This window comes from Methylobacterium sp. E-005 (assembly GCF_022829725.1).
In the GTDB taxonomy this organism is placed as follows: Bacteria; Pseudomonadota; Alphaproteobacteria; order Rhizobiales; family Beijerinckiaceae; genus Methylobacterium.
Genome location: NZ_JAKSYG010000029.1, coordinates 1 through 12,593, shown reverse-complemented (window position 1 = coordinate 12,593; position 12,593 = coordinate 1). Strand labels below are relative to the sequence as shown.

Genomic DNA, 12,593 nt, shown 5'->3' with positions numbered 1-12,593 from the left:
CGTGCGGCGTAGCCTCGATGATGCGCCCGCGGATCTCGTGCACGCGGCAATCGAAGATCCAACGGAGGCCTGCGCGGCGAGCTGCGCCCGTATTGACCGGGTACTCGAAGACCGGATGGCGCCATATTGGAACCTCGACTGGGCGGTGGATCGGGTTGCAGCACTGCAGCACGCGCTGAAGGAGGGCCTGCGTCATGGACCGTATCGGTCTGATAAGGATGGCGACAAGGTCAGTGGGTCGTGACTGGAACGATCATCCCGCTGCGGCTTAAGCGCGACGAGACATCCGCTCTCGCCCGCTTCGACGCGACCGCGGCGGACCTGTTGGCCGAGGGGCGTGCGCCAACTCTGTCGGCGGCACAGCTCGACGCGATCCTGATGAAACTGCGGCGTCAGCGGGCCGAGCTACTTGCGATCAACGTCACGTTAGAGACCCGGGCGTCGAGCGGGGATGCTCGGATCGACGCTATCAACGCGAAACTGTGCGTCGAGGTGCGTAACGGGCTGGCTCAGATCGAGCTGCTCATCCATCAGTCTGAGGCGGGCGCCCTAGCTGCGCGACGAGGTAGCCGGCCCGCTTGAACTACGTGGGTGCCGCCATGAGCATCTAGCGTGCCGCTCAACCTCTATCGGCCTCGCTTATGCCATAGGCGCGAGCGGCCTCTGCCATACGGCTGAGCTGCGTGAGATCCAACTCCATCTCGTCGATCTGCAGACGCTCGCCGAGGCCAGCAAGCTTGGGTCGCAACGCCTCGATCATCGTTGCGAGTGACTCCCCCAGGGCGCGGATCTGTGCCCCACGGGGCCCGAGATCCACCCCTTCGGCGAAGGCGCCGGCCAGGGCCATCGTGAGACCCTGAACCTCGCCGAACGGAACGATGGAATGGGGTCCCACAGTGATCATCGTCGCCTCACGCCGCGCGCACGGTAGCGAGGAAACGTTCGACCTCAGCGCTTAGATGCTCGGACTGGCGTGACAGCTCCGAGGCGGCGCCGAGGACTTGATTGGCCGCTGCGCCGGTCTCCTCGGCCGCCCCGGCGACACTCGAGATGTTACTGGTCACCTCGCCTGTCCCCATCGCAGCTTGGCTGACGTTGCGCACGATTTCCTGGGTCGCTGCGCCTTGCTGCTCTACCGCGGCGGCGATCGAGCTGGCCACGTCGCTGATCTCCCGGATCCGCCCGGTGATGCCGCCGATCGATGTGACGGCCTGGCCGGTCGAGGCCTGGATCTGCGCGATCTGCCCAGAGATCTCGCTCGTGGCCTTCGCCGTCTGTTCGGCCAGCGCCTTCACCTCGGACGCGACGACAGCGAAGCCTTTGCCCGCTGCTCCAGCCCGGGCCGCCTCGATGGTGGCGTTGAGCGCCAGCAGGTTGGTCTGGCCAGCAATCGTCGAGATCAGCCCGACCACGTCGCCGATGCGCGACACGGCAGCGCTCAGCTCCTGCACCAGAGTACCGGTCTGGTCCGCTTCGTGGACGGCTCGCTGCGCCAGCTCGGCCGATCCTGCGACCTGGCGGCCGATCTCCTGCACCGACGAGCCCAGCTCCTCAGCTGCTGCCGCAACCGTGTTGACGTTAGAGGCGGCCTCCTCAGCCGCGGCCGCCACGGTGGTCGACTGGCTGGCGGTTTCCGTCGCCGTGGCCGTCATGGTCTGGGCGGTGGCCTGCAGCTCGGTGGCGGAGGACGACACCATGCCGATGATGCCCCCGACCGCGGCCTCGAACCCATCGGCCATCTGGCGCATACCCGCTTTACGCTGCTCCTCGGCTGCGAGCCGTGCCTGTGCCGTATCGGCTTCAAGCTGCCGGGTGCGGATCAGGTTGTCTTTGAACACCTGTACGGCGGCGGCCATCGAACCGATCTCGTCACCACGTCCAACATTCGGGATTGTGGTCTCGGCGTCATTCTGAGACAGCCGCCGCATCGCTACTGTCATACGTTCGATAGGTCGAGAAATACCTAGCAAGGCAAAAACGATAGCGACCAAAGCTGTCACTGCGGCCAAAACCAGCATAATCTGTGTCAGACGCATCGCTTGTGCCTGTTCCTCACGTGCAGCAACGCCGGCTGCAGCACCTGCCGCAACATTGAATGCTACAAGTTTTTGAGCAGCCCCCGTAACGGCAATGTATTCAGCGTTTATCGGACCGCGAAATTTCGTATATATTAAATCGCGTTGCTTCGGATCGATATCAATAATATCATTCCAGCTTGCCGAAAGAATTTTCCATTTAGTGCAAAAATCCTCGAAAGTTTCTCTCTCTTCCGCAGAGCTGATCAAATCAACATAATACGTTTTGGTTTTTTCGAGGTTCTGAGATAGGTCGGCTATGGTTTTTGAGCTGAGGGCGCGCTCGGTGTCAGTGTCGGCGATCAAATAGCGGAATTGCCAAAGGCGTGTACGCATGACCCAGGTACTGAGAGTATGTGCGGCGTTCACCGATGGAAGCGCATTCGAGTCGAGAAGTTCAATTCGAGCGCCGATCGCGTTCAGCTTGCGGAGCGATACGATGCCTTGCACTGCCGCGATAAGTGCGAGAGAGGCGAAGAGCCCAATCAGTGATGTCTTGATTGATGGTCGCATGTCGAGATCCGGCGCCGCACACAAAGCCTTGTAAAGGCATGGCAATATTAAGCGGCATACCTTAATTCATTTATAAAGCAATATTGTGCCAATTTACCCGGAACTTACAGCGTATTTGTATAAATATTTCCATTTAGAACTTTATATCATATTATATTTTAGCGGGTTATCATCGGTCGTGAAATAAAATTTTTAGATCCAAATTTTTGCCAAAATAGTAATTTTAACTACTATCAGATAAAAATAATCATATAGGTACTATTTTTAAATAAAAGGCTTGTTATGTACGGTAGATGGTCGGTGACCCTACCGATCATGCGAGAGCAGACCACTATGCGCATCAAGATAATAACCGTTTTTTCGTTTCTCGTTATCTCGCACTCTTCTGTGTCGGCTCAGGATCGCTTACCTGCTATCCCCCCCGACCAGCTCTCCGATGCACAAAAAAAGGCGTCGGATGATTTCTTTGCTGTGCGTAAAGTTCCAGTGTTCGGGCCATTCACACCTCTGCTTCGCAGCCCAGAGCTTATGACCAATGCCAGCAATATGGGAATGCATCTACGCTACCGTAGTACACTCCCCCTACGCCTTTCTGAGTTCATCATTCTGATTACGGCACGGGAATGGAACCAACAGCTTGAATGGCATATTCACCAGCCCATTGCCCTAAAAGCCGGCCTGGATCCAGCCATTGCAAGCGCAGTTCAAGAGGGGCGGCGCCCCGATCGAATGGATGAGGAAGAGTCGATCGTTTATGCTTTCTCAACAGAACTTCAACACAATAAAGCTGTGAGCGATGTGACATACAAACGCGCGGTGGATAAATTTGGTGAGCAAGGGACTGTCGATATGGCCGGGGTCAACGGTTACTACACCCTTTTGGCAATGTGCATGAACGCAGCACAAACTGCACTTCCAGATGGCTCGGCACCTCAGCTCCCGGTGCTTGTAAAGTAAAAGTCAAAAAATACTATCTGCGCTATCTGCATGCTGAGTCTGCATTAGCGTATCTAAAAAGTCGAGCAGCGTAACATCTATCGTCCGAGCTTAGGTGACGTCCATCGCCACGGCACGACGCCACGCCGTTAAAATGGTAGCTGCTCGACACCCGCTTCGCCCTGGGCCATCTTGAGGCTATGCCCGCGCAGCACGGCCAGACATACGATCCCCTCCGGGAGCCCGCACCGCACGGCGGGTGGTTCGGCTTCGTCGAGCGCCCCTATCCTGAGCGCCTAGACCGGGCCTTTCGGGGGCTGGCGATCGCGGTAGCGGCTGTGGCGCTTGTCGGGATGAGCATCGTCATCGTCGTCTATGCCAAGAAGCCGCCGGCCGACGTGTCCGGGTATGCTTGGATAGGGGGCACTGTGCTCGCGCTGAGCGCCCTCGCCTACGGTGCCGTCCGAGCCCTGGGCATGATCCTGGTCGGCATCTTCGGCACCCTGCGTGACGGTTCCGAGTTCGTGGTCGACTGGCGCGCGCTCCGGCACGATCTGCGACTGCGCCGAACCCGGATCCTGCTCCTGGAGGCCGCGCTCCTACTTGCGGCGCAGGGGGGCGCCCTCTGGGGCCTCGCCCTCTTGGTCCGTAAGAGTTCGGTCTACGGCGGGGCGATGTTCGTCCTCATCGAGGTCATGACGTACTGGCCGCTCCTCCGGCGCTGGATCACGACCGGCCAGCCGCCGGCGTAAGGCCACCAAACTGCAAATTTGCAGTTTGATCCGCCTGCCCCTCACCGCCGCCCGGACGGCACCACCACCGCCCCAAGAAGACCACCGGCACGTCCTGCCGCCCGCCCCGCGTCGATCGCGTAGGAGGGGACAGGAACCGCCGCCCGCGGCACTCCACCCGTGAACGCACGCTCGGCCTTGGCACCCGCGATGCTGCCGCGAACCGCTTCCTGGGCGGCGCGCGACCCGTAGCCGACGAGAGCACCGGGCAACCCTGCCAGCTTGGCGCCTGCGAGACCCGCGATGACGTTGAGCACCTGTCCCCCGAGCTTCGCAGTCCGGCCGCCGTCCGGCAGGCGCTGGCCGCGCTGCTCCGTCTGCGCCAGCGTCTCGGCATAGCGGCGCATCAGGCTGCGCTCGCCCTGAGAGAACATGGTCTCGGCCAGCCCCTTGCCGTCGCCGTCGAGGAAGGCGCGGATCCGGTCGGCCTCGCGTTTCGGCGATAGGGCCGGAGCGGTCTCGCCCGCCTGGGTGAGCTTCAACCATGCCGCCTGCCGCAGGCCCGACCACTCCGGACTGTCGGCGCCGAGATACTGCCGCAGGCCGCGCCCGTAGGCGGCTTGCCCCGGTCGCGCGCCGGGGATCCCGGAGCCGAACAGGTCGCCGATCACGCGGTTCGGATCGTACCCGCTGCGCGCCACGTCCGAGACCCATCCCGGCACCGATGCGCGCGCATCCTCCGCCTGCCGGATCCCGGTGCGGAAGCTGGCGAGGCCGGTGCGCTGCTCCGGCGTCAGGACGCGGTTTGCGAGATCCCGGCCCTCGCCGTTGAGCAGATAGTCGAGCGACCGGTGCACGTCGCGGCCTTCGAGGTACTTCCCCATCGTGGCCTGCTGCACCGCTCGCCACGTGTCGCTGTCCGTGCCGACGGCCGCCTTGATGCGGTCGAGCGTCTCCAGCTGCCTACCAGTGACGCGCCCCGTCGCGCCGCCGAACAGCATGCTGGCCACCTCGTTCGGCGAGGCGTCCTGCTCAACGATGCGCTGCAGGTTGCGCCCGGCCGCGTCGCCAGGAGCACGCTGCGCGAAGGCCTGCTTGTAGTCCCGGAACAGCCCACGGGCGCGGCGCATCGCATCCGACGGCGCGGTGTCGCCCATCGGGAAGGCGCCGGCTGCCGTCGCCTCGCCCTCCGGCAGGGGCGCAGGGGCCGCCTCGGGGACCCGCGCGGTGCGCTGCGCGGGTGGGATCTCGCCGGAATAGTCGTGACCCATCACGGCCGCCTCGTAGGCGTCGGCGCCCGTGTCATGCTCGCCCCGCATCAGGCGCGCCGCCGCGTCGTCGACGTGCGCCGGATCCATGTCGCGCGGCCGGATCCCGACGTCCGTGAGGTCGTCGACAACCTGCTGACGGAAGTGGCCGAGCCGATCCGCGTAGGCCGCGGACTGGTCGGCGAGACGGCCGCCGACGTCCCGCTGTTCTGCCGCTCCGCGGCTGATGTCCGCGAGCCGGTAGACCGGATTCCCGCCGCGCTCGATGCCGATGAGGTCGTGCACCTCGTCGCCGATGCGGCGCGAGATCATGCCGTCCGGCGTGTCCGACCGAAGGAATCCCTCCGCCGCGAGCTCGTCGCGGAAGTCCTCGATCGGCCGGCCGCCCTTCCTTCCCAAGGGACCGTGCGGGGTCATGATCCGATGGAGGTCCGCGGCGCGGGCGTCGTCGTCCAGCGCGACCCCGCCGCGCCTGGCCATGTACTGGATCATGGTCTCGGGCCGGCCGCCCGCAGCGCCGGCACCCGCGGGAGCCGCTACGCCTGCCGCGGGGCCGGGCATGCCCCCCGTCGCTGCTGCCGCGCCCTGGCCGGCCTGACCCGGGATCTGGGCGGGCGCCTGCTGGCCGAACAATCCAGCGTCCATCGCATCGTGCACGTGGTCGTCGAAGTGGCCGAGGACCCGAGCCTCTGAACCATGCTGGACGGTCTCGTCCTCCGGTTTCGCTGTGCCGTTCGCATGGGCCGGCTGCTGGTCGGGGCGGGAGGCTCCGCGGGCCCGGCTCGGACGGACGCGCTTCGGCGGAGGTGCCTTCCCGGTGGTGGTGGCGCTGGCCTGGGCCTGCTCAGACATGCTCGGTCCTCTCGTGGGTCTCGGGGGCCGGGATCCCGCCCGGTGCGGTGGTGCGGGCGATCCGTTCCGCGATGGCGCGCCGGCAGAACTCGGTGACGGAGATCCCTGCAGCATCGGCCGCGGCCTGGGCCTGCTCACGGAGGTCGGAAGGCATGCGGACGCAGAGCGAGTGCGTGAACCGCACGCCGTCATCGAACACGATGGGATCGGCCATGCTATCCGGCCCGCCTGTTTGCTAGCAACGCGGCCACATAGCATCGCGGTTGCGCTGCGGTCCAGAATGCGAGCAAGGATGCACAGGCTCCTTCGTCCTGGCGCTTCGACACACCGATGTGGCGCCAGTCACATCCGGTCGATCTGATCGGCGAGCGGGGGAGCTGATCGGTGTAGGGCTTCGAGCTGTGCGAGCGCCTCGCCTCCTATGCGGTTCAGCTCGGCCGCGATCCGGGTACAAGCGCGCTTGCGCTGCCGGTCGAACGTCCCTCGGTGCATATCCCGTTCGATGCAGTACTGACGAACGGATCCGCCGACGTCGCCACCTGTCGCCAGGGAGCGCGCCCAGATCAGAAGCGCGCGGCGCTCCGGCGAGGACCGGCCGAGCACGTGCTCCGACAGAGCGATCACGTCGAGGGGGGACGTGTCCTGACCCGGAAGCACCGAGACGAACTCGGACGGCCGTGGCGAGTAGACCGGGATCGCCGGAAGCACCCGGAACGCCTCAATGACGGCTTCTCCTACCCGCTCGGTGGTCCACTGCCTCGCTGAACCCGTCTCCGCGTGCATATCCTGACCCGGCTACCGTGCGGGCCTGCACGCACTACAGATCTCCGGCCCGCATCCATTCTAGCCTGCTAGCAAGCTGGAGGTGTGGACTGGCGGTCGCAGGTTTCCCTCACGCGCGCGAGCGCGCGTGCTGAACTTCCGTGCCTCTTGACCGTGACGCCACTGGTCTCGGATGGGCATCTCATCGGACCGGCCAGACCTTCGACCATGGACCCGCGAGACATCACCCTCCGCCTGCACGACATCCTGCGCGCCGCTTACAGTGTGCGCCTGCCAGGCCCCGGCTGCACCACCGAGGCGAGCATCGACAGCGTCAACGCCGTGAAGTCCGGTCTGCGCGCCCTCATCGCTGAACTCGGCGACCGGGAGCCCCCTCGCCTCCCGCCGCGGGTGAAAGCTACGGCGGCCGCCTTCCCGGAAGGTCGCATCGCCGGCACTCGGGTCACCGTCCAGCACCGGCGCCGGACGCGGATTGCACCAGCTGGGGATCCGGACAGGCGGACTCTCGTTCCGGCTGCAGCGGGCACCCTCGTCCGTCTAGCGGACAGGCTGTCGCCGCGAGACGTGGCCGAGGCGCAGTTCTCCCGCTTGTCCCCATCACAGCCGCAACCCGCGTAGCTCCGTTTGCCAGCGTTCCGGCTCGTCGGGTTTCAGGTTGCGCGGCTGATCGGATTCGCACGTTACCGGACTGCTAGCAACGCGTCTGCCCGGCTAGCCCGAATCGCGGCTTGCCTCGCGTCCGCCTTTCAGGCCAGCCGGAAACGCGGCTCAAGGATTTACCGGCGCGTCGGGCTGCGCTTCTCGATGACGGGCGAGAACCCCTCGCGCACCAGCAGGTCGTTGCAGGCTTCGATGATGAGGTCTTCGAGGTTGCGGTCGCGGTCGATCGCGAGGCGGGACATCTCCTGCCAGCCGGCCCGGTTCACCCGGCACATCATCGTCTTGAAATCGCGCGGCCCCTCGGTCGCCGGCGCCCGGGTGGGCGAAGCCGGCGCGGCCTCCGGCTCCTGGCTGGCCTCGCTGGTTTCGTCGGCCGACGCCGGGCGAGCCGCCGCCGCGGTGGATTTCGGGGCGAGGCGGTCGGACAGGCTGGAGAGCTTCGGGCGAGGGGGCTTGGACATCGGGCCGGTCTCAGGACTTGCGGGAGAAAGTGCGGGCGAGCTGCACGACGGCGGTCCACATCGCGTCGACCTCGCGGGCCGCGCGACCGTCGGGTTCGAACTCGGTGACGGACTGGCCGGTGATGAGGGCGTGGCTGAAGCTCGCGCGCTGGCTCACCTGTCCGGGCAGCACCGGGGCGCCCATCTCGGTCAGGAGCGCGCGGGCCTCGGCGGTGACCGCGGTCTCGGCCTCCCGGGTGATCGGCGGGCAGGCGTTGAGGACGCAGGCGATCGGCGCCTTGAGCTTGCGGGCCATGTCGAGGGTCGCGCCGACGGCGGCCAGGTCGAACGGGCCCGGCCGCACCGGGATGACGGTGACGGTGGCGCGGGACATCAGCGACCCAATCAGGGGCGCGTTGTGCGGCGGGCTGTCGATGATGGTCCAGGCGATGCCCTCGGACAGCGCGTCGGCGAGCGTGCCCTCGATCTCGTTCCCGGTCGCCTTCACTAAGAGCGGGGTCTCGGCCGCGCGCCGATCGTACCAGAAGGCGAGGGACCCCTGCGGGTCAGCATCGATCAGGAGGGTTCGGCCGTCCCGCTCGGCCAGGGCGCCGAAGTGCGCGGCGAGCGTCGACTTGCCGGCGCCTCCCTTCTGGGCGGCGATGAGGACGGTGTGCATGGAGGCGAGCTCGGGCGGACAGCGGGAAAGCTGGACGGACGATTCGCCCGCTTGCTAGCAAGGCTACGGCACAGCTTCCTGCTGATGCAAGAGAAGAAGCGTTTCCTTGCATCAACCTTTTTTGGGGTAAGGATCGGATCGCTAATCTTTCGCCTCCCCTCTGCTATGGAGGGGATCCGCCACCGGAGAGCCGCCCGATGAACACCGCGCTCGTCCCGATCGAGGGCCCCGCGATCGAGGATGTCGACTTCGAGGAGGTGCCGCTCGCGCGGGCCGCTCGGGGCGAGACGCTACCGGCGATCGCGCAAGCGGACTCCGACACGGTCCTGATCGAGACGTGGGTGAAGCGCTCGAACAGCGATGGCACGCGTCGGAAGTATCGAGCGGAGGCGGCGCGGCTGCTGGCCTTCGTCGGCAAGCCGATCCCGCTGATGCTGATCGCCGACCTGCAGGCCTACCTCGCCAGCCTCGAAGACAAAGCGCCGGCAACCCGGGCGAACGCGACGGCCGCGATGAAGAGCCTGTTCTCGTTCGCGCAGGAGATCGGCTACGTGCGGTTCAACATCGGGAAGGCTGTAAAGGCGCCGCCGGTCAAGAACGTGCTCGCCGAGCGGATCCTGTCGGAGCCCGACACCCAACGGATGGTGCTGCTGGAGCCGAACCTCCGGAACCGGGCATTGCTGACCATCCTCTACGGCGGCGGACTGCGGATCTCGGAAGTGTGCGGCCTGCGCTGGCGGGACATGTCCGAACGGGATCAGGCCGGACAGGTCACGGTCTTCGGGAAGGGTGGCAAGACCCGGATCGTCCTGCTGTCCGGCAACACCTGGAAGGTGCTCGCCGCCGTGCGAGCCGAGCTGCCGGCCCTGCCCAAGCCGGATGCGCCTGTCTTCGTCTCGCTGCGCGGGGGCGCGCTCGACGCGAGCCAAGTCCATCGGATCGTGAAGGCAGCGGCAGAGCGGGCCGGGCTGCCGGCCGAGGTCTCGGCGCACTGGCTCCGACACGCCCACGCCAGCCATGCCCTCGACCGGGGAGCGCCGGTGCATCTTGTCCAGGCGACCCTCGGGCATTCGAGCCTGTCGACCACCAGCAAATACACCCACGCCAGGCCGAGCGAGAGCAGCTCGCGCTTCCTCGGGATCTGAGCTTAGGTTCGAGAATGGGTGAACTGCAGACTTTCGACGACGTGTCGCGGAAAGCATACTGCCGCCATGAACACTCCCTGTTGCGAGCGCATGGCCACTGACATTCACCACAGATGCAGCGTGCATTCGGAGCGATCCGACTGCCCAGACGCGTTCATCGCAGAGGTGCGGGGCGGGTATGGCCTCATGGTGCACGACGGCGGGAGTAGCGTCGTGGAGATCGCCTTCTGCCCATTGTGCGGGTCCAAGCTTCCGGAGATCGGTGAGCCGGACCACTTCCTCTCTGAGGATGAGGAAGGTGACTAGGTCCGCTAAGCTGTCGCTGGCCCACGATGCGATTGCTTCCGACAATGGATCTTAATGGAAGGAACCGCGGGGCATGGATCGCAGCCCGCTCAACCTCTTGGCCGGCCTATGGGCCGCTCGGATCGTGGACGGCTACGCGACCCGCGCCCGGCCGGCGATGAGCGACGGCGCCCGGTCCGTCCTGCTCGACCATCTGACCTTGCGGCTTGGCCCTGCGATCGCCGACACGCCGGTTGGGGACTGGCCCGAGGCCGCCAACGCCGCCCTCGATGCGTGGGAGGACGAGGCCCGGACCGATCGGCCCCGGGTGTCCAGTTTCGACGAGGCGGCCGGCGTCGTTCGGCTCAGGGTCCCCGGGTGAGGCCAGCCCATGCACGAGATGCGAGGCTCCACACTGATAACAGGACCCGAACAGGGCCTGACGTGCGCCGGAATGCATAGCTCGTGGGTCTCGCGGCCATGACATGATGCACGGCGGTGCATGATGACCTGACCGAGCACCGAGTTTTCGGACCAGTACGCGCGCGTGCGCGAGGCGCGGGTGTCCAGATCGACGGATTGGCAGGTTGGCCAAAGGATTTCGACGTTTTCACGCGAGCGCCCGCCTTCGCCCGCCCTCAGGCCTATCATGAGCAAGCCCGTTCTCGACCACGGCAACGTCCTCAGCGTACATCGCGCGGTGACCGGCTATGGCGGCCGCCGGCCCAGTGTGGGTGGTCGGGGAGTCGGCACGGCCACCTGGTGGTACCGGGACGGGCGTTCGGCCGGGAGCATCAGCCACTCGACGGAGATCCACGCCGTGGATGCCGGCACGCTGACCCTCGAATACCGGCTCAACGGAGAACCGATCCGACAGGTGTTCGAGATCATTGGGCGTCCGTGCCGGTTCGGAGGTCGCCGCTGGATGGCGGTCTGTCCGCGGACGGGACGGGCGGTGGCAAAGCTCTACGGCTGCTGCGGCACCTTCCAGCCCCGGCACTTGCTCCGGGGCTCGTACCACTCGCAGGGCCGGGTGCAGCCATCAGAGAAGCTGCGCGACCGCGAGGTGGCGATCCTGCGCCGGCTCGGCGCGGATGACAGCTCGCCGCCCATGCCCCGGAAGCCGAAGTGGATGCGCGTGCCGACCTACCACCGCCTCGTCTACGAGCTGATCCAGGTGCGGAATGCCTACGGTCTCGCGCTAGCAGTGGAATTCCATCGGTCGACCGGCCTCGACCTGCTGGCAGAGGAGGATCCCGCAGCAACAGAGAAGGTGCAGAAGCTCGCAGCAAGGTTCGGCGCCGACGCCATGCTCCGCTGATAATACAGGGCGGAAACAGTGGGACGGCCTGCTGCTAACAGCATCCGAACAGCATGGTTGGGGCTTCGGGGCAGCGTGCCATCGGCGCCCCTGTCCAACTTGGACACCCGCTGAGAACAGCACCCTTATCAGCGTACCAGGCGGTGCTCCGGGCAGCCTCGGGCGGTGCCGCTGTCCGAATTGGACGGCTGCTCGAACCTTACAAAACCTGACATCCGACAAGCTGCTCAAGCCGAGGTCGCAAGGATCAACGGCCGCCATCGGTGGCTGAGTGCTGCTGTTGGCACTGTCCGCTGTGGGTGGCTTCCCGCCGGTCCGCATTCGGGTGGGAGTTGGCAGAAGCAGACACTGCCATCGCGCTCGCTCACGACCAGAAGCAGCCGTACCGGGGGCGGCAAGCTGCACGGGACCCTCAATCGTTGCAAGCACAGTGTGCAACGACCCGCTCGACCAGTCGGTCGGCGGTGAGGGTTGCCTCCGGGTGATCCAGCCTCAGCGCGGCCTGGGGCATCTCGGGGCATTCGGCCTCGGCCAGATCTTGCACGAGGCCGAGGCCACCGCGTGCCGTGATCGCACGCATGCCCTCAGCCCCGTCGCTATTGCCGCCGCTGAGGCTGGATCACCCGGAGGCAACCCTCACCGCCGACCGACCGGTCGAGCGGGTAGTTGCACACTGTGCTTGCAACGATTGAGGGTCCCGTGCAGCTTGCCGCCCGCGGTACGGCTGCTTCTGGTCGTGAGCGATCCCGATGGCAGGTGCGGCTCCTGCCAACTCCCACCCGAATGCGGACCGGCGGGAAGCCACCCACAGCGGACAGTGCCAACAGCAGCACTCAGCCACCGATGGCGGCCGTTGATCCTTGCGACCTCGGCTTGAGCAGCTTGTCGGATGTCAGGTTTTGTAA

The 12,593-nt window shown here is 65.6% G+C and carries 16 protein-coding genes and 1 pseudogene; 9 read left to right on the top strand and 8 right to left on the bottom strand.

Annotation, left to right across the window (positions count from 1 at the left end):
* The first annotated feature begins 1 nt into the window (after position 1).
* Both MKK88_RS02530 and MKK88_RS02525 read left to right on the top strand, forming a co-directional pair.
* The gene (locus tag MKK88_RS02530) at positions 2-244 is read left to right on the top strand and encodes a hypothetical protein (protein ID WP_243997016.1); all 243 of its coding nucleotides are present in this window, start codon (positions 2-4) and stop codon (positions 242-244) included.
* Positions 241-582 (top strand): hypothetical protein, encoded by a 342-nt coding sequence (locus MKK88_RS02525; RefSeq protein WP_243997015.1) that lies wholly within the window; start codon positions 241-243, stop codon positions 580-582. Before MKK88_RS02530 ends, MKK88_RS02525 begins: the two co-directional genes overlap by 4 nt.
* 37 nt (positions 583-619) lie before the next feature.
* Here the strand turns inward: MKK88_RS02525 and MKK88_RS02520 are convergent, their stop codons facing one another.
* Together MKK88_RS02520 and MKK88_RS02515 are read right to left on the bottom strand one after the other, a co-directional pair.
* Positions 620-904: a hypothetical protein gene (locus MKK88_RS02520; protein ID WP_243997014.1), complete on the bottom strand. Its 285-nt coding sequence runs from the start codon at positions 902-904 to the stop codon at positions 620-622.
* Positions 905-911: 7 nt separating this feature from the next.
* On the bottom strand, positions 912-2,588 hold the full coding sequence (locus MKK88_RS02515) for a methyl-accepting chemotaxis protein (protein ID WP_243997013.1): 1,677 nt from the start codon (positions 2,586-2,588) through the stop codon (positions 912-914).
* A gap of 300 nt (positions 2,589-2,888) precedes the next feature.
* Here MKK88_RS02515 and MKK88_RS02510 point away from each other — a divergent pair, with 300 nt between their 5' ends.
* Together MKK88_RS02510 and MKK88_RS02505 are read left to right on the top strand one after the other, a co-directional pair.
* Entirely contained in the window at positions 2,889-3,545 is a 657-nt protein-coding gene (locus MKK88_RS02510; protein WP_313902289.1) for a carboxymuconolactone decarboxylase family protein, read from the top strand.
* A gap of 179 nt (positions 3,546-3,724) precedes the next feature.
* A complete protein-coding gene (locus MKK88_RS02505) occupies positions 3,725-4,276 on the top strand; it encodes a hypothetical protein (protein ID WP_243997012.1) in 552 nt (183 codons plus the stop codon).
* Positions 4,277-4,317: 41 nt separating this feature from the next.
* Here MKK88_RS02505 and MKK88_RS02500 read toward each other — a convergent pair whose 3' ends face one another.
* The 3 genes from MKK88_RS02500 to MKK88_RS02490 form a co-directional block, all read right to left on the bottom strand.
* Positions 4,318-6,375 (bottom strand): hypothetical protein, encoded by a 2,058-nt coding sequence (locus MKK88_RS02500; protein WP_243997011.1) that lies wholly within the window; start codon positions 6,373-6,375, stop codon positions 4,318-4,320.
* Positions 6,368-6,589 (bottom strand): hypothetical protein, encoded by a 222-nt coding sequence (locus MKK88_RS02495; protein WP_243997010.1) that lies wholly within the window; start codon positions 6,587-6,589, stop codon positions 6,368-6,370. Before MKK88_RS02495 ends, MKK88_RS02500 begins: the two co-directional genes overlap by 8 nt.
* Positions 6,590-6,717: 128 nt before the next feature.
* A complete protein-coding gene (locus MKK88_RS02490) occupies positions 6,718-7,158 on the bottom strand; it encodes a hypothetical protein (RefSeq protein ID WP_243997009.1) in 441 nt (146 codons plus the stop codon).
* A gap of 207 nt (positions 7,159-7,365) precedes the next feature.
* Between MKK88_RS02490 and MKK88_RS02485 the strand changes: the two genes are divergently transcribed.
* On the top strand, positions 7,366-7,776 hold the full coding sequence (locus MKK88_RS02485) for a hypothetical protein (protein WP_243997008.1): 411 nt from the start codon (positions 7,366-7,368) through the stop codon (positions 7,774-7,776).
* Positions 7,777-7,934: 158 nt separating this feature from the next.
* On the opposite strand, the gene MKK88_RS02480 is transcribed toward MKK88_RS02485, so the two are convergent.
* Together MKK88_RS02480 and MKK88_RS02475 are read right to left on the bottom strand one after the other, a co-directional pair.
* Positions 7,935-8,279, bottom strand: coding sequence for a hypothetical protein (locus MKK88_RS02480; protein ID WP_243997007.1), 345 nt, complete (start codon positions 8,277-8,279; stop codon positions 7,935-7,937).
* A 10-nt stretch (positions 8,280-8,289) separates the two neighbouring features.
* Complete coding sequence (locus tag MKK88_RS02475) at positions 8,290-8,937, bottom strand: ParA family protein (RefSeq protein WP_243997006.1); 648 nt, start codon at positions 8,935-8,937, stop codon at positions 8,290-8,292.
* Between the two features lie 197 nt (positions 8,938-9,134).
* Here MKK88_RS02475 and MKK88_RS02470 point away from each other — a divergent pair, with 197 nt between their 5' ends.
* The 4 genes from MKK88_RS02470 to MKK88_RS02460 all read left to right on the top strand — a co-directional run bounded on the left by MKK88_RS02470 (position 9,135) and on the right by MKK88_RS02460 (position 11,688).
* Positions 9,135-10,082 carry a tyrosine-type recombinase/integrase gene (locus tag MKK88_RS02470; protein ID WP_243997005.1) on the top strand — a complete coding sequence of 316 codons (948 nt, stop codon included), beginning with the start codon at positions 9,135-9,137 and terminating at the stop codon, positions 10,080-10,082.
* Between the two features lie 66 nt (positions 10,083-10,148).
* On the top strand, positions 10,149-10,388 hold the full coding sequence (locus MKK88_RS34200) for a DUF6980 family protein (RefSeq protein ID WP_409566607.1): 240 nt from the start codon (positions 10,149-10,151) through the stop codon (positions 10,386-10,388).
* 73 nt (positions 10,389-10,461) lie between these two features.
* Positions 10,462-10,749 carry a hypothetical protein gene (locus MKK88_RS02465; RefSeq protein ID WP_243997004.1) on the top strand — a complete coding sequence of 96 codons (288 nt, stop codon included), beginning with the start codon at positions 10,462-10,464 and terminating at the stop codon, positions 10,747-10,749.
* A 267-nt stretch (positions 10,750-11,016) separates the two neighbouring features.
* Positions 11,017-11,688, top strand: a complete 672-nt coding sequence (locus MKK88_RS02460) for a hypothetical protein (RefSeq protein ID WP_243997003.1) — start codon at positions 11,017-11,019, stop codon at positions 11,686-11,688.
* Positions 11,689-12,100: 412 nt separating this feature from the next.
* Here MKK88_RS02460 and MKK88_RS02455 read toward each other — a convergent pair.
* Positions 12,101-12,289: pseudogene (locus MKK88_RS02455) on the bottom strand (chemotaxis protein CheB); the annotation flags it as partial.
* Positions 12,290-12,593 lie beyond the last annotated feature (304 nt).